At 36.0% G+C, this 22,202-nt stretch carries 19 protein-coding genes; 11 read left to right on the top strand and 8 right to left on the bottom strand.

Going from position 1 to position 22,202, the window contains the following annotated elements:
* Nucleotides 1–308: 308 nt before the first annotated feature.
* The 3 genes from trxA to ES724_RS04115 form a co-directional block, all read right to left on the bottom strand.
* On the bottom strand, nt 309–608 hold the full coding sequence (gene trxA / locus ES724_RS04105; RefSeq protein WP_146929961.1) for a thioredoxin: 300 nt from the start codon (nt 606–608) through the stop codon (nt 309–311).
* Between the two features lie 606 nt (nt 609–1,214).
* Complete coding sequence (locus ES724_RS04110; protein ID WP_246136815.1) at nt 1,215–1,433, bottom strand: hypothetical protein; 219 nt, start codon at nt 1,431–1,433, stop codon at nt 1,215–1,217.
* A gap of 98 nt (nt 1,434–1,531) precedes the next feature.
* On the bottom strand, nt 1,532–1,765 hold the full coding sequence (locus tag ES724_RS04115; RefSeq protein ID WP_146929964.1) for a hypothetical protein: 234 nt from the start codon (nt 1,763–1,765) through the stop codon (nt 1,532–1,534).
* 206 nt (nt 1,766–1,971) lie between these two features.
* Here ES724_RS04115 and ES724_RS04120 point away from each other — a divergent pair, with 206 nt between their 5' ends.
* Entirely contained in the window at nt 1,972–2,361 is a 390-nt protein-coding gene (locus ES724_RS04120; protein WP_146929967.1) for a hypothetical protein, read from the top strand.
* A gap of 437 nt (nt 2,362–2,798) precedes the next feature.
* On the opposite strand, the gene ES724_RS04125 is transcribed toward ES724_RS04120, so the two are convergent.
* The 3 genes from ES724_RS04125 to ES724_RS04135 all read right to left on the bottom strand — a co-directional run bounded on the left by ES724_RS04125 (nt 2,799) and on the right by ES724_RS04135 (nt 4,235).
* Nucleotides 2,799–3,128 (bottom strand): hypothetical protein, encoded by a 330-nt coding sequence (locus tag ES724_RS04125; protein WP_146929970.1) that lies wholly within the window; start codon nt 3,126–3,128, stop codon nt 2,799–2,801.
* Between the two features lie 136 nt (nt 3,129–3,264).
* Nucleotides 3,265–3,891, bottom strand: a complete 627-nt coding sequence (locus tag ES724_RS04130; protein ID WP_146929973.1) for a metallophosphatase domain-containing protein — start codon at nt 3,889–3,891, stop codon at nt 3,265–3,267.
* A gap of 98 nt (nt 3,892–3,989) precedes the next feature.
* Nucleotides 3,990–4,235: a hypothetical protein gene (locus ES724_RS04135; RefSeq protein ID WP_146929976.1), complete on the bottom strand. Its 246-nt coding sequence runs from the start codon at nt 4,233–4,235 to the stop codon at nt 3,990–3,992.
* 207 nt (nt 4,236–4,442) lie between these two features.
* Here ES724_RS04135 and ES724_RS04140 point away from each other — a divergent pair, with 207 nt between their 5' ends.
* Nucleotides 4,443–5,963 carry an AsmA family protein gene (locus ES724_RS04140; protein ID WP_146929979.1) on the top strand — a complete coding sequence of 507 codons (1,521 nt, stop codon included), beginning with the start codon at nt 4,443–4,445 and terminating at the stop codon, nt 5,961–5,963.
* Here ES724_RS04140 and ES724_RS04145 read toward each other — a convergent pair.
* Entirely contained in the window at nt 5,960–6,790 is an 831-nt protein-coding gene (locus ES724_RS04145) for a universal stress protein (protein WP_146929982.1), read from the bottom strand. The two genes, ES724_RS04140 and ES724_RS04145, sit on opposite strands and share 4 nt — an antisense overlap.
* A 156-nt stretch (nt 6,791–6,946) precedes the next feature.
* On the opposite strand from ES724_RS04145, the gene rimP reads away from it, so the two are divergent.
* The 3 genes from rimP to infB are packed head-to-tail and all read left to right on the top strand — an operon-like array spanning nt 6,947 to nt 11,642.
* A complete protein-coding gene (gene rimP, locus ES724_RS04150; RefSeq protein ID WP_026837430.1) occupies nt 6,947–7,408 on the top strand; it encodes a ribosome assembly cofactor RimP in 462 nt (153 codons plus the stop codon).
* 12 nt (nt 7,409–7,420) lie between these two features.
* Nucleotides 7,421–8,650 (top strand): transcription termination factor NusA, encoded by a 1,230-nt coding sequence (gene nusA / locus ES724_RS04155; protein ID WP_026837431.1) that lies wholly within the window; start codon nt 7,421–7,423, stop codon nt 8,648–8,650.
* Between the two features lie 58 nt (nt 8,651–8,708).
* The gene (gene infB, locus ES724_RS04160; protein WP_146929985.1) at nt 8,709–11,642 is read left to right on the top strand and encodes a translation initiation factor IF-2; all 2,934 of its coding nucleotides are present in this window, start codon (nt 8,709–8,711) and stop codon (nt 11,640–11,642) included.
* A 992-nt stretch (nt 11,643–12,634) separates the two neighbouring features.
* Here infB and ES724_RS04165 read toward each other — a convergent pair.
* The gene (locus ES724_RS04165) at nt 12,635–13,027 is read right to left on the bottom strand and encodes an SPOR domain-containing protein (RefSeq protein ID WP_026837433.1); all 393 of its coding nucleotides are present in this window, start codon (nt 13,025–13,027) and stop codon (nt 12,635–12,637) included.
* 236 nt (nt 13,028–13,263) lie between these two features.
* On the opposite strand from ES724_RS04165, the gene ES724_RS04170 reads away from it, so the two are divergent.
* From ES724_RS04170 to ES724_RS04195, 6 genes are read left to right on the top strand one after another with little or no spacing between them, the layout of a single operon-like run.
* Nucleotides 13,264–14,601: a c-type cytochrome gene (locus tag ES724_RS04170; RefSeq protein WP_146929988.1), complete on the top strand. Its 1,338-nt coding sequence runs from the start codon at nt 13,264–13,266 to the stop codon at nt 14,599–14,601.
* A 57-nt stretch (nt 14,602–14,658) separates the two neighbouring features.
* Complete coding sequence (locus tag ES724_RS04175; RefSeq protein WP_146929991.1) at nt 14,659–17,739, top strand: TAT-variant-translocated molybdopterin oxidoreductase; 3,081 nt, start codon at nt 14,659–14,661, stop codon at nt 17,737–17,739.
* A gap of 36 nt (nt 17,740–17,775) precedes the next feature.
* Nucleotides 17,776–19,569 carry an NrfD/PsrC family molybdoenzyme membrane anchor subunit gene (gene nrfD, locus ES724_RS04180; RefSeq protein WP_146929994.1) on the top strand — a complete coding sequence of 598 codons (1,794 nt, stop codon included), beginning with the start codon at nt 17,776–17,778 and terminating at the stop codon, nt 19,567–19,569.
* Between the two features lie 5 nt (nt 19,570–19,574).
* Nucleotides 19,575–20,099: a DUF3341 domain-containing protein gene (locus tag ES724_RS04185; protein WP_026837436.1), complete on the top strand. Its 525-nt coding sequence runs from the start codon at nt 19,575–19,577 to the stop codon at nt 20,097–20,099.
* Between the two features lie 8 nt (nt 20,100–20,107).
* Complete coding sequence (locus tag ES724_RS04190; protein WP_146929997.1) at nt 20,108–20,797, top strand: c-type cytochrome; 690 nt, start codon at nt 20,108–20,110, stop codon at nt 20,795–20,797.
* Between the two features lie 26 nt (nt 20,798–20,823).
* Entirely contained in the window at nt 20,824–22,200 is a 1,377-nt protein-coding gene (locus ES724_RS04195) for a quinol:cytochrome C oxidoreductase (RefSeq protein WP_146930000.1), read from the top strand.
* Nucleotides 22,201–22,202 lie beyond the last annotated feature (2 nt).

The following is a 22,202-nucleotide window of genomic DNA, read 5'->3' on the forward strand; positions in this document are numbered from 1 at the left end:
ATCAAAATGATCCACTAAGAATTGTGGCAATACAAGCTTAATTAAATCTAGGTAGTTATCCAAACCTCTTTTTTTGGCAAATATCGAACTACATTTTCAATTCACACACAACTTTTGAGATTGATCCGGGAGCCCTAGTAGGCCAACTTCAATAGAAAACCCGAAGTTTTTAGTTCGGGTTTTTTGTTTTATGTATTTGGTGAAAAATAATTTGAAATTTTTAGGAGCTTGAATAAGTAATAGAAAAGGTTGTTTTCTGAAAAGACTCTTGACTCTTGACTCTTCACTCTTGACTCTTCACTTTTAATTTAAGAATGCTCTTCTATTATCCTCACAATTTCATCTTTTGGGACTACTCCAGACTGCCGCCAAAGTTGTTTTCCGTCTTTAAATAGAATTAATGTGGGTACACCTCTTACCTGATATTGGGAAGAAAGTTCCTGATTTTTGTCTACATCTATCTTCACGATCTTCACTTTATCCCCAAGGGAAGACTTCGCATCTTTTAATATTGGAGCCAATGCTTTGCAGGGACCACACCAGTCGGCATAAAAATCTACCAGCACTGGTGTTTCTCCTTTTATTATTTCACTGAAATTGCTTTTCATGAGTTATTTTTTTTGTGTAAGTAAAATTACAAATTTTAAGAGTGAGGAATAGTTGGGGGGATGTTAAAGTGAAATTTCAGGTCTCCAGTTCTAGACTAGGTTACCACATTTCTATAGAAAAACATTCGTGAATTCGAGGCAAAATTTAAAATTAAATAGTATAAGGTGTCTATCTTGTCATCCTGACGCAGGAAGGATCTTCATTATATAGTATTCAGTGCTTCCTTGAGATTCTTCGCGCTGCCCTGAATGGCAAGTAATTGCCTTGCTCTTTCTCCTTTTATTGTTAAACCATAAAATTATAAAAGTTTAACAACTCAATAAATCCTATTTACAAACATAGGATGACAAACGAATTTAATTGTCATCTTATCACTATAGTGATCGGAAGGAGAGATCTCAATGGAGCAGCGAGTTACATTAACAATCGAGATTTCACTATACTTAAAGATAGGCTAGCATTCGTTAATTCGTGGCAAGTTTAAGAGTGATTTCTCGACCCCTCTAGATAAGCAACGTAATTATTGGCTTGGTTGATTTTTACAAGAAGTCTAAAATATCAGTGTTCACTGATTTTTAATGCTGGCAGATTTTGGAAACTTGCTGTTACTCGAATCTTTCTATTTCAGTCGGTTTTTGTCGCGTAGCGAAAACATCTGCAATTTTGATAAATCCATTTTCTTCATCCACTGAATAGATGATTTTGTAATGTTTGAAAAGCAAATATCTATATGTAGTTTTTCTTTCCTTGAGGAGTTCTTCCTTTTGTCCTATAAATGGATCTTTTTCTAATCTATTAGGTTCATTAATTAAACTTTGAACCATTTATTTTGCAACTCTATTACTAGCATTTTTTTTATAATATTTAAAGATATTGTCGAGCTGTTTCTCTGCAAAATCTGACCAAATTATTTCTAAATTCATTATTGGTAGTTAGATAATAATTCTGAAGTTTTTTTAAATCGATTTTTCTCAAAGTCAGATTCAGATTGGTCAATTCGTTTATTTAATTCTTTTTTTGTCATTGGTTTGAATTCTTCTTCAACAACATTTTTTTTCTCTTTTTTAAGTAACTTTTCAAGCCGGGAAATAGCTTCCTCACTTTGTAGCTTTAAAAATTCTTGGATGAATTCTATTTTTCTTGACTGTAAATCCATTTCGACGACCTTTTTATCAAAATTACGAATTCTGATTCAATCCTAAAATTCTTTTATAGACTTCCGATTAGCTTTTGTCAACTTGTTTCCTTAGAGACAAATTTCAATAGAAGGATAATTTTAACACTTTAAAACTTGTTTTTAATCACAAAATTTTGTTAATTTATTTTTTATTGAAAAATGTAAGAACCCTAACATTCAAGCATATGCCAGCATTAGCCTATAAATCTTCAATTCTTTCTTCTTACTATAAAATGGATAATGTTCTTTATGAGATCCGAGATGAAAAAGGCATCCCGAAAAACAGGCGATATGAAGCCTGGAAAGAAGAGGTTTTAAGGGATCTTTTACAGGCAGGTTTTATAAAGATGCAGGAGGATCTTTATACCATTTCTGAAGAAGGTCGGGAAGTGATAAAACAGGACAGTTTTTTGTACTACAATAAAAGAGCTAAAATAAATAAAAGTGCCAGTGTTGATGAAAATTTAGAAGAAAAGTCCGGTCTAATCAGCAATTTTTGGATCCTGCTTATTAGCGGAAGCATTCTGGGTGTCGCCCTGCTCTGGTTTCTGATGAAGTCGGGTGTAGTGTTTTAACCGAATCGGTTTCAAAACTTTGAAAGAGGCTGGTTTGAAGGTAGAACAAACTATAGGAAATAGGAGATGAAATTTTTGAAAATAGTACTTGATCAAAATCACTTATATTTTTTGTTTCAGGGATTCCAAATGAAGCCCGAAACAAAATATTAGTAAACTTATACTACGTATATCCGCAAACAGTACTAAAAGTTAATTTTAATATCCCATAGCCGAATATGTCTTTGCCCCAGCCCTAAAGAGTGGTCATATTCTCAAAATTTTGAATAATTCTAAAATTTTGCTTTCTTTTAGGGTCGGGGGAAACAAAAATTTTTGCGTTTCTAAGTTTAGAATATCCATTAGGACGCAAAGCGGATATGCATACTTATACTATTAACAAAAAGCCCCGACTTCTCAGTTAGGGCTTTTTTAATAGTGTATAATTAATTTAATTCCTACGCAGCACTTACAATATTATAATGTGTAAGTAGATTCTGATAGAAATACAAGCTATTTTCATCTGTTTTTATACAAGATTGAATAAAACTCCCAAGATCTAAACATTCAAAGGTAATAGGAGTATATTTGTCCTTTGATACAGGTAATTGAAGATCTACAGTTTGTTCTTGGTAGTTAATCTTAACTTTCTTTGCATCAAAATACCTTTTGATAATTGCTTTGTGAAGGCTTTTAAATTTAGAGTTATCTACTTCTTGGTTGGTGATACTATATGAGATTAGATTTTTAACATCTTCAAGGATTACGTCTGGTGTAAATTTTGGCATATTCAAGTTCATTAATGTTAATAATTGCATTGGGTTGAACGCCAAAGTTACAGTTCACAATGTTAATAAAAACCTAACATCTAGAGGGTTAGCAATAAATTAACTTTTAAAGTACTTAAACGAACATATTTGATTGCTATCGATAAATCACTGTTATCGGTGGGTTTATATGCCTATAAGATTCGTCTATAGAGGATGAATTAATAAATAAAGTTTTGGAAGTTTTAACTTTACCATACTCATTATGTACATGCCCGAATATGTGATGAGAGACTTTTAAGCTATTTATTCTTTCTTTTAAATTCTTGCAGCCTATCATCATTTTGTTATCTAATTCATCTAAAATGCCAAAGGGCGGGATATGTGTAATTAGAATGTTTGTTTCTACAGGGATCTTTTCCCAATGTTTAGAAATTTGCTTTCCTCTATTTTTGCTGAATGCCCAATTGCTATCGTCTGGAATATAAGGCGAACCCCAAAAGTTAATTTTTTCTATCCTAACACCCGAATCCTGTAAATAATGAATATTGTCTGGAATTATTTGATCTAGTTTATGAAATTTCTTTTCTAAGTAAAAATCATGATTCCCGGCAACTAGTATCTTATGCTTATAGGGGGTTGAAGAAAACCATTCCAGGAAATTTGTGGTTTCTTTTTTTGTGCCTGCTTCTGTGATGTCTCCTGCATGAATTATACAATCCCCTTCAGGAAGTATTAACTCTTCATGTTTATTGTGAGTATCAGATATGCAAATAATCTTCATATGTACTTGTAAAAAAAATCCGATGAAATTAATTTCATCGGATTCTCCAAATTATAGTCCTAATCACTTTCAATCTTAACAACAACTTCGACTATAATTTAATTTAATGGTGCTTTTTGTTTTTCAATATGTTCTTCAGAAATAAAGTCGTCATCTGGAAAAGATTCTGATACTGAAGGTAAAATTTTATTTGTGAATTTTGCAATAATAAATGCCACAATAAAAGCTGTAAAAGCGAAAAATAAAAATTTCATTCCTAAGCTATCTGTCATGAGCAAACTGTAAAAGCCAAGAAATAATTCGATGGCCAAAAACACAATTTTTATTGCTAGTTTAAATATCATTTTTAAGAGAAGTAATAGGGTTTATAAGTTCTAAAATTAATTCTTCAAATATAATACCTTAAGTCGTTCTTTAAATGGAATAATTACAATTTGACTTAAATTTAACTTATAGGCTTTCAGTGGCTTAAAGGAATAAGTTAAAATATGCCCAATGGAAATAAAGAAAACTCCACGGGTTTGTAAATTGGCTCTATAAGAACATTTATAGTGGAGAAAAAATATAAGATTTTACTTTATACTTTTATTGGTTTAGCTGTTTTGTTAGGGGTAGTATACTTTGCTAATAAAATAGTTAAACAAAAAATTAAAGCCGGGATAGAACAAGAGTTACTTAATTCTAATGTAGAATATAAGGACATTAGTGTAGATATTATTAGTGGTAGTTCTGTGGTCTCTAGTCCTAAATTAAAGCTTGGTAGTGCGACAATAAGCTCTGAAGAGCTAAGTGTAATAGACCTGGATTATAAAGAATACTTCTCCAATAATAAAATTGTCTTTGATAGAATTGTATTTAAAAAACCGGAAATTCATATAACTCAATCTGATACTCTTAAAGACCCAGATAAAGAAAATTCTAAAAAAGGTTTTAAAGAAGATATTAAGATCCGGCATTTGGTAATTCAAGAGGGCCATCTCAAAATATCAGAAAACGACACCATAAAGGAACAGTTATATATTTCTTTAAAGAACATGGACATCTATGATCTTCATATTACTGAAGCAAGCCTCAAAAATAAAATACCATTTAGTTTTAGAGAGGTTTCAATAAACAGCGATTCCTTATTTTATTCTTTAGATCCGGAGCATGATCTTCAAGTTAAAAATCTACAACTAAAAAAAGGTACTCTCAATATTTCTGATCTAAGAATTATCCCGAAATTCAGCAAGACGGAATTTGATCAAAGACAAAAAGTAGAAAAAGATAGATTTGAGCTGAACGTTCCCAGAATTAAGATGAAAGGTTTCTCGTGGGGCTTTAATGGAGATAAGCTTCAGTTAGAAAGTGCTACAACGTTTTTTGAGAAGGCTGACTTTCTTGTTTATAGAAACAAACTCCTGCCAGATGATAATTCTATAAAACCTCTATACAGTCAGAAATTAAGAGAGTTGGAAACTAAGCTGAAGTTCGATACTATTCAAATTTCCAATTCGAGTCTCATTTATGAGGAAAAATCTGTAGCAGGAAAACCACCGGGAAAAGTGATGTTTTCTGAAATGGATGTGACTATCGCAAATGTCTCTAATTTAAATATGGAGGCAGAAAATTTCCAACCTACCACTATAAAGGCGAAAGCTAAGTTCATGGGGGAGTCTAATTTAAATTTTAATATGGAATTCGATATTAGTGATCTTGAAGATAAATTCAATTTTTCAGGGAACTTGGTAGGAATATCTGCGGGTGCTATGAATTCATTTTTAAAACCAGCCTTAAATATAGAGGTGGAAGGGAAGATATCTTCCATGTTTTTTAATTTCTACGGGAATGATGATAATGCATTAGGAGATACTCGTTTGCAATATCATGATTTTAAAGTCGAGATACTTAAGAAAGATGGTTACAGCAAAAATAAGATCCTCTCTGGATTGGCTAATTTGATTTTAAAGAAAAACGTTGCTAATAAGAAAATAGATCAAAAAAATATTTCTGCCACCAGAGATAAAACAAAATCTTTTTGGAATTTTCTTTGGTTATGTATTCGTAATGGAGCACTAAAAAGTTTTCTTTAGATCTTAAAAGTAACCACTGGTCTATTTGCATGATTTACCAGATCTTCACTGATGCTTCCATTAAAGAAATGTGCTAATCCCTTTCTGCCATGAGTGCTAATCCCAATCAATCCTGCATTGATGCTTTTCGCGAAATTAAGTACGCCTTTTTCTACAGTAACGTCATTATATACAATTAGAGAGAGCTCATCTAGATCTTCTCCTTTCACGAAATCGTTTAAACATTCCGTAGACTCAATCGAAGTTTTAAAATTATTAGCAGTATTTATATAGACAAGGTGTAAGTGCGCATTGATCTTTTTTGCAAACTGGATGGCTTTATTAAAGGTGTGTTTATGTTCCAGATCGCAGTCTGTAGCAAAAACAAAGTTATTAATATCAAATTTATCGTGTTCGTTTTTAATTACCAACACCGGGATAGTGGAATTTCGAACTACTTTTTCGGTATTAGATCCAATAAATACTTCTTTAAGTCCGCTTGCTCCATTGGAGCCCATAACAATAAAATCACAATTATGTTCTTTGCTCACTTCCATGATGCCATCAAAAGCCTGATGAAATTCTACAATATCATGAACTTTAATTCCTTCCAAAAAAGGGGAGTCTATTAATTTTCCAAATTTCTTTTTAGCTAACTTCATGAAAAACAGTGCCTCAGGTAGGTTTTGATTCCCGGTGCCACTTACAGGATTTACTAATTGTAGCGGTAATTCCAACATGTGTAAAAGAAATATTTCACCATTAAAACGGTTCGCTAATTCAGCAGCAACTTTTAACGCGTTTTCCGCTTTAGCGGAAAAGTCAGTAGGAACGAGGATTCTTTTCATGGTAAAGCTTTAAAAATGATTGTATTATTAAAACTACGAATAAAATTTCATTTACAAAGCTGTTTTAATTCTTCAATAATTTTTATTATATTTGCAGCGTTGAAACGAAAATAAATACAGCGAGGGGACGAAAAGTCCCCTCTTTTTATAAGCATTATGTTGCAAGAGAGAGTAGAAAATTTATTGGAAGAAGCCTTTCACGAAAATAATTCCTTATTTTTAATAGCCTTAAATATCAACGATCAAAATCATATTTCAGTGATAATTGATGGGGATAATGGGGTTACAGTAAGTGATTGTGTTGCGGTGAGCAGAAAAGTTGAAGGAGAGTTAGATGAAGATGAAATAGAATTTTCATTGGAAGTGGCTTCTGCGGGTGCTACTGAACCTTTGAAATTCTCTAGACAGTATAAAAAAAATATCGGAAGAACATTAGCTGTCCAAACAAATTCTAATAAATTTGAAGGGAAATTACAGCAGGTTTCAGAAGATGGAATAAGCATAGAGTGGCAGGCAAGAGAGCCTAAGCCGGTAGGTAAAGGAAAAGTGACCGTAGATAAAGAAGCTACTATAGCGTTTCAAGATATATTGGAAGCTAAAGTTGTGATAACATTTTAATAATAATTTGATATGGAAAATATCGCTTTAATAGAGTCTTTTTCGGAATTTAAAGACGATAAGCTGATAGATCGAGTAACTTTAATGGCAATTTTGGAAGATGTTTTCAGAAGTGCTTTAAAGAAGAAATATGGTGAAGATGATAACTTTGATATCATTGTAAATCCTGATAAAGGGGATTTAGAGATTTGGAGAAACCGTATTGTGGTGGCAGATGGAGAAGTAGAAGATCCAAATCAGGAAATATCTCTAGCGCAAGCAAGAAAAATAGAGCCTGATTTTGAAGTTGGCGAAGATGTTTCTGAAGAAGTGAAATTGATGGATCTGGGAAGAAGATCTATTTTGGCATTGCGTCAAAATTTGATCGCTAAGATCCATGAGCATGATAATACAAATATTTATAAGCAGTTTAAAGAGCTTGAAGGAGAGATTTATACTGCAGAAGTTCACCATATTCGTCATAGAGCAATTATATTGTTGGATGATGAAGGAAACGAGATTATACTTCCAAAAGACCGTCAGATCCCTTCAGATTTTTTCAGAAAAGGAGAAAACGTTCGTGGAATTATAGAAAGTGTAGAATTAAAAGGTAGTAAGCCACAAATTATAATGTCGCGTACTGCTCCGGTTTTCCTAGAGAAATTATTCGAACAGGAAATACCTGAAGTATTTGATGGATTGATCACAGTTAAAAAAGTGGTGCGTATTCCAGGGGAAAAAGCGAAGGTTGCTGTAGATTCCTACGATGATAGAATAGATCCTGTTGGAGCATGTGTGGGGATGAAAGGTTCAAGAATTCACAGTATTGTGCGTGAATTGGGCAACGAGAACATAGATGTTATTAATTACACAAGTAATGACCAGCTATTTATAACAAGGGCTTTAAGTCCTGCTAAAATTGTTTCTATCAAATTAGATGAAGAGACAAAACGTGCAGAAGTTATCCTTAAACCAGAAGAAGTTTCTAAAGCGATTGGTCGTGGAGGTCACAATATCAGGCTTGCAGGTCAGCTTACTGGCTATGAGATTGATGTGTTTAGAGATGGTGGAGAAGAAGATGTTGAGCTTACAGAATTCTCTGATGAGATCGAAGACTGGGTGATCGCAGAGTTTGCGAAAATTGGTTTAGATACTGCTAAGAGTATTTTGGAACAAGATGTGAACGATCTTGTTAGAAGAACAGATCTTGAAGAAGAGACTGTACTACAAGTGATCCAGGTTTTAAGAAAGGAATTTGAATAAATATCAATTTTTTTTAAATTGATAATAATAAAATAAGAGGTTAAATTAGAGGCAATTTATGGCTGAAGCAAAAACAATGCGATTAAACAAGGTACTACGTGAATTCAATATTTCGCTAGATCGTGCTGTGGAATTTTTAAATTCCAAAGGACACGAGATAGAGGCACGTCCTACCACCAAAATTTCTGAGGGTATCTACCAAGTCTTAGCTGATCAATTTGAAACAGATAAGAGTAAAAAGGTGCAGTCCAAAGAAGTTGGGGAAGAAAAGCGCAAGGAGAAGGAGGAATTGCGTTTAGCTCGTGAGAAGGAGCTTGACGACAAACGGAAGGATGAAGTTAAGAAGCAAGAGGTTGTAAGTGCTAGAGCTAAATTAGAAGGGCCTAAACAAGTTGGTAAAATCGACTTGGATAAAAAACCTGGTGGAGAGAAGAAAGCTGAAGAGAAAAAGCCAGAAGTTGAAAAGACTGAAGCTAAAACTCCTGAAGTTGAAGCTCCAAAGGCTGAAAAAGCTAAAGAAGCTCCTGTGAAAGAGGAGACGGAGAAGCCTAAAGCTGTTGAGGCTGAAAAGCCTGTTGTGGAAACACCTAAGGCTGAAGCTAAACCTTCTGAAAAAGAAGTGGCTAAAGAGGTTGTGGAAGCGCCAAAAGCTGAAACACCAAAAGCCGAAACACCGAAGGAGGAAGCTCCAAAAGTTGAGACTGAAAAGACTGAGGAAAAAGTTGCCTCAGGAAAGATTGGTGGTGAAGCTGGGCCTTCGAAAGATGGTGCGGAAGGAGAAGCTGAGAAAGATCCTGAATCTGAAACTCATAAAACAAACTACACGAAATTAAACGGTCCCAATTTTACTGGACAAAAAATTGATCTTTCTAAGTTCAAGAAACCAGTTAAAAAGAAGGACGATAAAAAAGCTACAGACGACAAGAATAAGAAGCGTCGTCGTAGAATAAGCAAAGATGTAAAGCCAGGAACTACTACGGCAGCACCTGCTGGAACATTTAGCAAGTCTCGTGCTGGAGGAGGACCTGGAGGAGGACCTGGAGGAAAAAGACCTGCAAGACCTGCAATGGTCAAGGAAGAACCTAGTGAAGAAGAAGTACAAAAGCAAGTAAGGGAAACCTTAGAAAAACTTCAAGGGAAATCTAGCAAAGGAAAAGGAGCTAAATATAGAAGAGGTAAGCGTGATCAACACCGTCAACGTACAGAAGATGATGCTGCACAACAAGAGTTAGATAGCAAAATCCTTAAAGTAACAGAGTTTGTTACTGTAAGTGAAGTTGCTACGATGATGGATGTGCCGGTTACAAAAATTATCTCTGCATGTATGTCTCTTGGAATGATGGTAACAATGAATCAGCGTTTAGATGCTGAGACCTTATCTATTGTTGCTAGTGAATTTGATTATGAAGTTGAGTTTGTTTCCGCAGATATTGAAGAAGCAGCAGAAGAAGAAAAAGATAAGCCGGAAGATCTTAAACCTAGAGCACCAATCGTTACGGTGATGGGTCACGTAGATCACGGTAAGACATCTTTATTGGATTATATACGTGAAGAAAATGTAATTGCGGGCGAAAGCGGTGGAATTACACAACATATTGGTGCTTACGGGGTAGAATTAAGTGGAGGTCAAAAAATGGCATTTTTAGATACTCCAGGTCACGAGGCCTTTACCGCGATGCGTGCTAGGGGTGCACAGGTTACAGATATTGCAATTATCGTAATTGCAGCAGATGATGATGTGATGCCTCAAACAAAAGAAGCGATCTCTCACGCTCAGGCAGCTGGAGTTCCTATTGTTTTTGCAATCAATAAATCTGATTTGCCAGCGGCGAATCCAGAAAAGATAAAAGAGCAATTAGCTCAAATGAATCTTCTGGTAGAAGATTGGGGAGGAAAAATTCAATCTCACGATATTTCTGCTAAAACAGGAGATGGTGTTAAAGAGTTACTTGAAAAAGTATTGTTGGAAGCAGAGATCTTAGAATTAACTGCTAATCCAGACAAACCAGCAAAAGGTACTGTGGTAGAAGCATTCTTGGATAAAGGAAGAGGATATGTTTCTACAATTCTGGTACAAGATGGATCTTTAAAATTAGGAGATTATGTATTGGCTGGTCGCCACAGTGGTAAGATCAAGGCAATGCAGGATGAACGTGGTAAGGATGTAGCGGTAGCCACACCTTCTACTCCGGTTTCTATCTTAGGATTGGATGGAGCGCCACAGGCAGGTGATAAGTTTAGAGTGATGATGGATGAGCGTGAAGCTAAAGATATCGCTGCAAAACGTACTCAGCTGCAAAGAGAGCAATCTGTTCGTACTCAACGTCACATTACGTTGGATGAAATTGGAAGACGTATTGCTTTAGGTGAATTTAAAGAGATCAATATTATCTTGAAAGGTGATGTGGATGGTTCAGTAGAAGCATTAACAGACAGTTTCCAGAAATTAACTACTGAAGAGATTCAGGTGAATATTATACATAAAGGAGTTGGTCCAATTACAGAAAGTGATGTGTTGTTAGCTTCGGCTTCAGATGCGGTTATAATCGGATTTAATGTTCGTCCTGCAGGAAATGCAAGACAAATTGCAGATAAGGAAGAAATCGATATCAGAACATATTCTATTATCTACGATGCGATCAACGATCTTCGAGATGCGATGGAGGGAATGTTATCTCCAGAGATGAAAGAAGAGATCACAGGTACTGCAGAGGTAAGAGAGTTATTCAAAATATCTAAAATTGGAACCATTGCAGGTTGTATGGTGACAGCTGGTAAGATCTACAGAAACGAAGGTATTAGATTGATTCGTGATGGAGTTGTGGTTCACACAGGTGATCTAATTGCGCTACGTAGATTTAAAGACGATGTAAAAGAAGTTGCCAAAGGATATGATTGTGGTATGCAGATCAAAAACTACAATGATATTCAAGAAGGCGATATAATTGAAGGATATAGAGAGATTGCTGTGAAGAAGAAAATGAAGAAGTAAAAGTAATTTCTTATTAATATAAAAAAGGCTGTTCGGATTTTATCCAGACAGCCTTTTTTTTTGCATCCCCTCCTAAATCCTCCCCGAAGGGAAGGACTTTAAAACAACGCAAGGTGTCATTATGAACGAAGAGCAGTGTATTGAAGAATCTCCTTTATGTGACTGTCTACTATGTCATCCTATCTAAGAATCTCATCACAACGAATACTCATAATTTGGGAAGTTATGATAATTAGAATATTAGCTCCCTTCCCATCGGGAAGGGCTGGGGGATGGGATGAATTATTTTCTCATCCCCTCCTAAATCCTCCCCAGAGTGAAGGACTTTAAAACAACGATAGGATAAATTATAGCTCTCTAACAATAAAGAGATTCCTCCTTTCGTCGGAATGACAAAATACGGAAATGTCATCCTATCTAAGAATCTCGTTACCCCTAATACTCCTAATTTGAGAGTTATATAATTAGAATATTAGGTCCCTTCCCTTTGGGAAGGGCTGGGGGATGGGATGAATTATTTTCTCATCCCCTCCTAAATCCTCCCCAGAGGGAAGGACTTTGAAAAAACGATAGGTTAAATTATAGCCTACTAACAATAACTAGATTCCTCTTTTCGTCGGAATGACAAAATACGGAAATGTCGTCCTATCTAAGAATCTCATCACAACGAATACTCATAATTTGGGAAGTTATGATAATTAGAATATTAGCTCCCTTTCCTTTGGGAAGGGCTGGGGGTTGGGATGAGTTGAATTATTTTCTCATCCCCTCCTAAACCCTCCCCGAAGGGAAGGACTTTGAAAAGCGAGGTGTCATTATGAACGAAGAGCAGTGTATTGAAGAATCTCTTTTATGTGACTGTCTACTATGTCATCCTATCTAAGAATCTCATCACAACGAATACTCCTAATTTGAGAGTTATATAATTAGAATGTTAGCTCCCTTCCCTTTGGGAAGAGCGGGGGATGGGATGATGGGTTGGATGGGAACTATTAATCTCGTTGTGGTTTAGGAATAAATGCGGAAGGGAAATCTCCTTTTACCTTCATAAGAGCACGATCTGCTTCTAAACGATTTCTAAAGTTTCCTATCCAAACTTTATAGTTAGGAGTTTCGTAAATTATTTGTGAAGGCCATTCAGAATGAAGAGATCTGAATTCCTTGATCACCTCACTAGCTGAATTGTTGTCACCATAGTAAAGCTGGATTTTATAACGATCGCCAAATTTTCCGTCTTTGGTCATTTCTGACTTCATTTCTAGTAAATTAGGGATTTTTGCGTCCTGTTGAATGTTTACTTTCCCTATTTGTGCAACTCCAATTTGTTGGATTCCTAAGAGGAAAAGGCCTATAAAAAAACAATCTTTTATTTTTAATATTCTCATTATAAATTGGTTTGATGTAAAAGTAAAATTAAATAACTGATTGGGGAGTGATTTTATTATTTAGAACTAATATAAATTACGTGTTAACATATATGCAACATTTCTAAAATCGACTTTAAGTGTTACTTTTGTGCCTGAATTTAGGGGTGCGATAACTGTATTTTTTTTAGTAATTATTTATTAGTGATAGTTATAAAATATCGTGCCAAACATAAGACGTTAATTCAACTTACAATATGAAAAAGGTGAAATTCCGCCATTCAACATCCAGATTACTACTTTTATCAGTAGTGTTTCTGCTTTCATTTACCAATTTTAACTTTGCTCAAGAAGATCAGGCTTCGGCTGGAGATGAGCAGGCTACAGAGGCTGTTGCTGCAGAACCCGGTTCTGGAGATGTGGCAAATGGTAAAGCATTATTCAATTCATTATGTGCTGCATGTCACAAGCCTTATTCTAAGTCTATCGGGCCTGCTCTGAATGGAGTTTCCGACAGGCGTTCTAGAAGTTGGATAGAATCATGGATCTATAATTCAGCTGAAATGATTGCGTCCGGAGATGCACAGGCAGTTGCTATTTATGAAGAATACAACAAAACGGCAATGCCGGCTTTCCCTCTATTAACAGAGGCAGAGATTGGAGATATTCTTGCATACGTAGAGCAGCCAAAGCCAACTGCTCCTCCTGCGCTTGCAGGTGGTGGTGCTACAGATGGCGGTGCTTCGGGTGGTGGAGTTTCGAATAATGTAATTCTAATGATATTGGCATTTGTTCTAGTAATGCTTCTGCTTGTGTTGTTTTTAGTGAACAAGACACTTAGAAATTTTGCTACAGTAAGTGGTGTGGTGCTTCCGGTTAAGGAAAAAAGAAAGCCCTTGTATAAGTCTTTTGTAGAAAATCAATTCTTAGTATTAGTTACCGCAATAGTCGTATTGCTTGCTAGTGGGTATATGGTTTATGGGTTTTTTATGCAAGTGGGTATAGATCAAGGTTATCAGCCAATCCAACCAATTCATTACTCGCATAGAATCCATGCAGGAGACAACCAGATAGAATGTAAATATTGTCATTCTTCAGCAAGAACATCAAAACATTCAGGAATTCCATCTTTAAATGTTTGTATGAATTGTCATAAATCTATTGGTGAAGTTGCAGAATCTACAGCTACTGAAGAATATTCAAAAGAATTCTACGATAAGGAGATCAAAAAATTATACGAGGCAACGGGATGGGATCCAGCAAATCAGGCCTATACCGGAGAAACTAAGCCAGTTAAATGGATTAGAATTCACAACTTACCAGATTTCGCTTATTTCAATCACTCACAGCATGTTACTGTGGCGGGAATAGAATGTCAGAAATGTCACGGTCCAATTCAGGAAATGGAAATTGTTTATCAAGATGCTCCGTTAACTATGGGATGGTGTATTAACTGTCACCGTGAAACCAACGTGAAAATGGCTGGTAATGAATATTACGAAAAGATCCATGAAGAGTTGTCTAAAAAATACGGAGTAGAGGAATTGACTGCTGCTCAGTTAGGTGGTTTGGAATGTGGTAAATGCCACTATTAATAAAAAGTCAGTCCTGAGCAATCGGGTAATTAATTAAGAAGTAATATCTAGATATATATGTCATCAAACAAAAAATACTGGAAAAGTGTTGAAGAGCTAAATGAAAATAGCTCTATTGTTGAGACGATCCAACAAAAAGAGTTTGCAGAAGAAATCCCTACCGATGAATTTTTAGGTGATAAAGATTCTTTAAGTAGTTCTTCTACAACTCGTCGTGATTTCCTTAAATATGTTGGTTTTAGTACGGCAGCTGCTTCTCTGGCAGCATGTGAAGGTCCGGTTATTAAATCCATTCCTTATTTAGTGCAACCAGAAAGAATTGTACCTGGAATAGCAAACTATTACGCAACTACAATTGCAGATGGTTTTGACTTTTCTAGCGTATTGGTGAAAACTCGCGAAGGACGTCCAGTTAAAATTGATAACAATACCTTGTCTGCTGGAATGTCTGGTGCAAACGCGAGAGTGAATGCTTCGGTACTTTCATTATATGACAATCAAAGAGTAAAAAGACCAATGGCTAATGGCCAGAATGTGTCTTGGGAAGATTTTGACCAGCAAGTTGGAGATGCGTTGAAAGGGGTGACTGGAGAAGTTGTTCTTTTAACTCAAACTTTTGCTAGTCCTTCTACTTCAAATTTGATAAATGAGTTTTCTGGTAAATTCGGGAATGCACGTCACGTTGTATATGATACGGTTTCTGAGGATGGGGTATTAACTGCCTTCCAATCTAAATACGGAACCAGAGCATTACCCAACTACGATTTTTCTAAAGCTGGAACCATCGTTTCTGTTGGTGCAGATTTCTTAGGAGACTGGCAAGGTGGTGGTTATGATGCTGGTTATGCCAAGACAAGAATTCCTGAAAACGGAAAAATGTCCCGTCATATTCAGTTTGAGTCTAATATGTCTTTATCTGGAGCAAATGCAGATAAGCGTATTCCTGTTACTCCAGCACAACAACGAGCGGTTTTAGCAGCATTATACGGATATATTGCTGGAGGTTCTTCAAGTAGTGATCTTCCTGGTAAAATAGACGATGCAGTTGTAAAAGCAGCTTCGCAATTAAGAAAAGCAGGTAGTAAAGGGGTTGTTGTTTCTGGACTTCCAGAGGCAGATGCTCAGGCTCTGGTATTAGAGATCAACGAGGCTATAGGTAGCCAGGTGATGGATACTGCTAATCCTAAAATGACCCGTCAAGGGAATGCTACTGCTGTAGCTAAGTTGGTAGAAGATATGCAGAGTGGAAGTATCGGAGCAATTTTAATTGCAGGGGTGAATCCAGTATATAGCTTACCAAATTCTAAAGAATTTGTAAAAGGATTAAAAGATATTGAAGTTTCTGTTGCTTTCTCTATGAAGGAAGATGAAACTGCTAAATTGTGTAAGTTCGTCGCGGCTACGCCTCATTACCTAGAGAGCTGGGGAGATGTTCAATTCACAAAGAATAATTTCAGTTTGATGCAACCTACTATCAGACCATTGTTTGATACTAGACAGTTCCAAGATTGTTTATTGAAATGGAACGGATCTGATAAATCTTATTACGAGTATATCAAGGAAACTTGGAGCTCATTGGGAACAGATGCCTGGAATACTGCCTTGCATGATGGTGTTTTCGAAGGAACTGCTCCTGCTTCAGGTGCAACTGCAGATTCAGAGTTTGTAGGTGGTACAATCAATACAAGTAGTGCTGCTCGTAACCTAAGTGCAGCTTCAGAAGCTAAAGGTTATCAATTAAGCCTTTATACTAAAGTCTCTTTGGGAGATGGACAACAAGCTAATAACCCATGGCTGCAGGAAATGCCAGATCCTCTTACCAGAGCATCTTGGGATAATTACTTAACAATGTCCAGAGAAGATGCAGATGAACTGGGTGTTATCAATGAGAATGTTGCCAATGGCGCCTTAGATGGTAGCTATGTTAACATTACTATGGATGGTGTAGAAGTAAAAATGGTTCCTGTTCTTATTCAGCCTGGACAAGCAAAAGGATCTGTTGGTCTTGCTTTAGGTTATGGTAAAAAAGAAGGAATTCAAGAAGAAATGCAAGTAGGTGTTAACGCCTACCCATTATATAAAGACTTTAGTTCTCTACAATATATAAATATTGAAAAAGTTGCTGGAGTTCATGAATTTGCATGTGTTCAGTTACAAAACACCCTTATGGGGAGAGGAGATATCATCAAGGAGACTACCTTGGAGATCTTCAATACTAAAGAAAAAAATGCATATAACAAGACTCCGCAGGTTTCCTTAAATCATATTGAAACCGATGTTACTTCTCCAGAAGTAGATATTTGGGAGAGTTTTGACAGGACAATAGGGCATCATTTTAATCTTTCTATAGATTTAAATGCTTGTACTGGTTGTGGTGCTTGTGTAATTGCATGTCATTCAGAAAACAATGTTCCTGTAGTTGGGAAACAAGAGATAAGAAAATCTAGAGATATGCACTGGTTGCGTATAGATAGATATTATTCCTCTGAAGATAGCTTTACTGGAGATATTGAAAAGAAAGATGATATTTCTGGTTTAGGAGAATCATTATCTCAGTTAGCCGAAATGGAATCTCCAGCAGATAACCCGCAAGTGGTTTTTCAACCGGTGATGTGCCAACATTGTAACCATGCACCATGTGAAACTGTATGCCCGGTTGCTGCAACTGTACACGGTCGTCAGGGTCAAAATCAAATGATATATAACAGATGTGTAGGTACAAGATATTGTGCTAACAACTGTCCTTATAAAGTGCGTCGTTTTAACTGGTTTGATTATACTAAGAACGATGAGTTTGATTACCATATGAATAATGACCTTGGTAGAATGGTATTGAATCCAGATGTTACTGTGCGTTCTAGAGGGGTTATGGAAAAATGTTCTATGTGTATTCAAAAAACACAAAAAACGATCCTTGATGCTAAACGTGACGGAAGAGTAATAGAAGATGGTGAATTCCATACAGCTTGTTCTGCAGCATGTGATAAAGGCGCTATGGTCTTTGGAGATGTGAATGATGAGTCCGCGAAGATCGTAAACAAGGTTGAAGATAAGAGAATGTATCACTTATTGGAATCTGTGGGAACTAAGCCAAATGTGATGTATCAAACTAAGGTTAGAAATACTTCAGAAGCTTAAAAATTAATATTAGTAAAGAATCAATTATAAAAGGATATGTCTCATTACGAAGCACCTATTAGAAAGCCTTTAGTTATCGGGGATAAGACCTATCACGATGTAACCGTAGATGTGGCTGCACCAGTTGAAGGCCGGGCGAATAAACACTGGTGGATAGTTTTTTCTATCTCACTTATCGCTTTTCTTTGGGGAGTAGGTTGTATAATTTATACCATTTCTACTGGAATTGGAACTTGGGGATTGAACAAGACCGTGGGTTGGGCTTGGGATATTACCAACTTTGTTTGGTGGGTAGGAATTGGGCATGCAGGAACCCTTATTTCTGCAGTATTATTATTATTCCGTCAAAAATGGAGAATGGCAATTAACCGTTCTGCGGAAGCTATGACCATTTTCTCTGTTATGCAGGCGGGGTTGTTCCCAATTATTCACATGGGGCGTCCATGGTTAGCATACTGGGTTTTACCTATACCAAACCAATTTGGTTCTCTATGGGTAAACTTTAACTCTCCTTTGCTTTGGGATGTATTTGCAATTTCTACTTATTTATCTGTATCGCTAGTTTTCTGGTGGACAGGTTTACTTCCAGATTTTGCAATGATTAGAGATAGAGCAATCACTCCTTTTAATAAACGTATCTACGGAATACTATCTTTTGGATGGAGTGGACGTGCTAAAGATTGGCAACGTTTCGAGGAAGTTTCCTTGGTACTTGCAGGTTTAGCTACTCCTTTAGTACTTTCTGTACACACGATTGTATCCTTTGATTTTGCTACTTCGGTAATTCCGGGATGGCATACCACTATCTTTCCTCCATACTTTGTTGCTGGGGCGGTATTCTCTGGATTTGCAATGGTAAACACACTTTTGATCATTATGAGAAAAGTGTCTAATCTAGAAGATTATATTACAATACAGCATATCGAATTAATGAACATTGTAATTATGATTACAGGTTCTATCGTTGGTTGTGCATATATTACTGAACTGTTTGTTGCTTGGTATTCTGGAGTAGAATACGAGCAGTATGCATTCCTAAACAGAGCAACCGGACCTTATTGGTGGGCTTACTGGGCGATGATGACGTGTAACGTTTTCTCTCCACAATTTATGTGGTTCCCTAAATTAAGAAGAAGTATTATGTTCTCTTTCTTCATCTCTATTGTTGTAAACATTGGGATGTGGTTTGAACGTTTTGTAATTATTGTAACTTCATTGCACCGTGATTATTTACCATCTTCTTGGACAATGTTCTCACCTACATTTGTAGACATCGGGATCTTTATTGGTACAATTGGATTCTTCTTTGTGTTGTTCTTATTATATGCACGTTCTTTCCCAGTGATTGCACAGGCAGAGGTAAAAACGATCTTGAAAGCATCTGGAGCAAAATATAAGAAACTTCGTGCAGAGCATGGAGATGATGTAGATCACCGTAACCCGGCATTCATGGCAGAACCTAGGGCAAATGAAGCTCATGGCTTACACAATAAAGTAAATGATGATTCAGATAACAATCAGCATGAAGAAACTGTTAATGCAGATGCACTAACAACTTCAGAAGTTCAAAAAGATCAATTAGATCAGATGCTTTCTAGAATTGGGATTTACGATCCTGCAACTGAAACTGCAAGCGATCTTACTAAATTAAAAGCTGTTGGACCATTATTACAACAACGTTTACACCAGGTAGGAATTTACACTTTTGCTCAGGTAAGTAGATTGGAATCAATTGATTTTGAATTGTTGAATGAGCTTATCGAGAATTTCCCTTCGGAAACAATGAGAGAAGATTGGATTGCTCAGGCAATTAAACTTAATAATAACTAATTAAGATGGCATCAAAAGTAATACACGCTATTTATACCGATGATGATTTATTGCTACAAGCAGTAAAACAAGTTCGTGACGCCCGTTACAACATCGCAGAGATTTATACTCCATTTCCTGTTCACGGTCTGGACAAAGCAATGGGATTAGAGTCAACTCGTTTGGCAATAGCTTCCTTTATCTACGGACTAATAGGATTTGCTGTGGCAATTATTATGATGAATTATATGATGATAGAAGACTGGCCACAGGATATTGGTGGAAAGCCGAGTTTTTCTTTTATACAGAATTCGCCAGCTTTTGTGCCAATTATATTTGAATTAACAGTATTTTTTGCGGCTCACCTTATGGTAATTACTTTTTATATGAGAAGTAAATTATGGCCTTTTAAAACTGCTGAAAATCCAGATGTAAGAACTACAGACGATCATTTCTTAATGGAAATTGATGTATCCAACCATAATGTAGAAGAACTTTCTAAGTTTTTATATAACACTGGAGCTCTTGAAATTAAATTAATTGAAAATTAATTAGAAGAATGAAAAGTTTATTTCATAAATCAATAGTTTTATTCTTAGTGGTAGTTACCACTACCTCTTGTTTTAATAAGGATAAGCCAAACTATCAATATTTCCCCGATATGTATGTGCCAGTTTCTTATGAAGCTTATGGGGAGTACGATATTTTCGCCAATGGGCAGGAAGCTAAATTGCCGGTAGAGGGTACTATCCCGCGTGGTTGGTATCCTTACGGTTATGAATACTCTAATGAAGGCTATGAGAAAGCAAAAGCGCAATTAACCAATCCAATACCTTATTCTGAAGAGAATCTTGCTGCAGGACAACAATTGTATACTATTTATTGTGCAGTTTGTCACGGAGATCAAGGAAACGGAAAAGGAATTCTAGTAGAGCGTGAGAAAATATTAGGAGTACCAAGTTACGCTGATGCCGGAAGAGCAATTACTGAAGGTAGTGTCTACCATGTAATGTATTACGGGTTAAACTCTATGGGTTCTTACGCATCTCAAACATCTATCGAAGAGCGTTGGCAAATAGATCACTACGTAATGAAATTGAAAGGTGAACTTTTAGAGGAACCTGAAAGAGAATTTGAAAGTGATACTACTGCTAACCTAAAGAGAAATCTTATTCCACCAGTAAGCGCTGATCCTACTATTTTAGGAGATGATGTTAATACGGAATTAGACCAAGAAGGTACAAACTAAAAATAACTGCACTTAGATATATTAATATGTACACGCTATCAAGTAGATTAAAATTAACTGCAATCATTTTTATGATTGTAGGAGCTATTGGCCTTGTTTATGCTTTTATGGCTGCCCCAGATACTATAGAAGATGTAAAGGAAATGTTGGCTGATGATTCTCACCAAGATTCCGAAGAGGATGCAGTTTTAGAAAACGATATTCATCTAGCTAATCCTGAACATGTAGAAGGTGACCACCTTATTGCTGAAGAGAATGAAGGCGCAGGAGCTCATGCTGAGGATGCAGCTCACGATAATGAGCATTACGAACATTTATTGCATCAATTACAAAACAAGCCTTGGGCTGCTGTGTATGTTGCTGCATTCTTCTTCTTTATGATAGCTCTTGGAACCCTAGCATTTTATGCAATTCAGCAAGCTGCACAGGCGGGATGGTCTCCAGTACTTTTTAGAGTAATGGATGGAATTACTGCATATTTGTTACCAGGAAGTATCATTATGTTTATCCTTCTGGCCTTATCTGGCATGCATTTAAATCACCTATTTATCTGGATGGATCCAGAAGTTGTAGCTCACGATGAACTTATTCAGAATAAAACAGCATACTTAAATGTACCATTTTTATTGATAAGAGCCGCTATCTACATCGCAGGATGGAACATCTTTAGATATCTAATGAGAAGGAATTCTTTGAGGTTGGATGAAGCTACAGATGATAGATTACACAAAACAAACTTCAAACTAGCTGCAGGATTCTTAGTGTTCTTCCTAATTTCAGAATCTATGATGTCTTGGGATTGGATCATGAGTATAGATCCGCACTGGTTTAGTACTTTATTTGGATGGTATGTATTTTCAAGTATGATTGTTTCTGCAGTTACTATGATTGCTTTAGTTACTATCTATCTAAAATCTAGAGGTTATTTAGAATATGTTAATGATTCTCATATTCATGATTTAGCGAAATTCATGTTTGGTTTCAGTATCTTCTGGACGTATCTTTGGTTCTCTCAATTTATGTTGATTTGGTATTCAAATATCCCGGAAGAGGTGACTTATTTTATAACAAGAATAGAGGACTATACCTTACCATTCTTCGGAATGGTAGTTATGAACTTTGTTTTCCCAGTATTGTTACTTATGAATAGTGATTACAAACGACTTAATTTGTTCGTAATTATGGCTGGAATTATTATTCTTTGTGGCCATTATTTAGATATTTTTGTAATGATAATGCCATCCGCTGTTGGCGAGTCATGGTTTATAGGAATACCTGAAATTAGTGCTTTATTGATGTTTACAGGATTGTTTGTGTTTATTGTGTTTAGTGGGCTTACAAAAGCTCCGTTGCTGCCAAAACGCAATCCGTTTATTAAGGAGAGTAAGCATTTTCATTATTAATA

It is taken from the genome of Gillisia hiemivivida, from assembly GCF_007997295.1.
In the GTDB taxonomy this organism is placed as follows: Bacteria; Bacteroidota; Bacteroidia; order Flavobacteriales; family Flavobacteriaceae; genus Gillisia; species Gillisia hiemivivida.

Coding starts and splice junctions, on each gene's coding strand:
- ES724_RS04135 (WP_146929976.1), bottom strand. CDS start 4,235: ATGATATTTAAACTAGCAATAAAAATTGTGTTTTTGGCCATCGAATTA.
- ES724_RS04170 (WP_146929988.1), top strand. CDS start 13,264: ATGAAAAAGGTGAAATTCCGCCATTCAACATCCAGATTACTACTTTTA.
- ES724_RS04115 (WP_146929964.1), bottom strand. CDS start 1,765: ATGGATTTACAGTCAAGAAAAATAGAATTCATCCAAGAATTTTTAAAG.
- nusA (WP_026837431.1), top strand. CDS start 7,421: ATGGAAAATATCGCTTTAATAGAGTCTTTTTCGGAATTTAAAGACGAT.
- ES724_RS04120 (WP_146929967.1), top strand. CDS start 1,972: ATGCCAGCATTAGCCTATAAATCTTCAATTCTTTCTTCTTACTATAAA.
- ES724_RS04130 (WP_146929973.1), bottom strand. CDS start 3,891: ATGAAGATTATTTGCATATCTGATACTCACAATAAACATGAAGAGTTA.
- nrfD (WP_146929994.1), top strand. CDS start 17,776: ATGTCTCATTACGAAGCACCTATTAGAAAGCCTTTAGTTATCGGGGAT.
- rimP (WP_026837430.1), top strand. CDS start 6,947: ATGTTGCAAGAGAGAGTAGAAAATTTATTGGAAGAAGCCTTTCACGAA.
- ES724_RS04175 (WP_146929991.1), top strand. CDS start 14,659: ATGTCATCAAACAAAAAATACTGGAAAAGTGTTGAAGAGCTAAATGAA.
- infB (WP_146929985.1), top strand. CDS start 8,709: ATGGCTGAAGCAAAAACAATGCGATTAAACAAGGTACTACGTGAATTC.
- ES724_RS04195 (WP_146930000.1), top strand. CDS start 20,824: ATGTACACGCTATCAAGTAGATTAAAATTAACTGCAATCATTTTTATG.
- ES724_RS04185 (WP_026837436.1), top strand. CDS start 19,575: ATGGCATCAAAAGTAATACACGCTATTTATACCGATGATGATTTATTG.
- ES724_RS04165 (WP_026837433.1), bottom strand. CDS start 13,027: ATGAGAATATTAAAAATAAAAGATTGTTTTTTTATAGGCCTTTTCCTC.
- ES724_RS04145 (WP_146929982.1), bottom strand. CDS start 6,790: ATGAAAAGAATCCTCGTTCCTACTGACTTTTCCGCTAAAGCGGAAAAC.
- trxA (WP_146929961.1), bottom strand. CDS start 608: ATGAAAAGCAATTTCAGTGAAATAATAAAAGGAGAAACACCAGTGCTG.
- ES724_RS04125 (WP_146929970.1), bottom strand. CDS start 3,128: ATGCCAAAATTTACACCAGACGTAATCCTTGAAGATGTTAAAAATCTA.
- ES724_RS04110 (WP_246136815.1), bottom strand. CDS start 1,433: ATGGTTCAAAGTTTAATTAATGAACCTAATAGATTAGAAAAAGATCCA.
- ES724_RS04190 (WP_146929997.1), top strand. CDS start 20,108: ATGAAAAGTTTATTTCATAAATCAATAGTTTTATTCTTAGTGGTAGTT.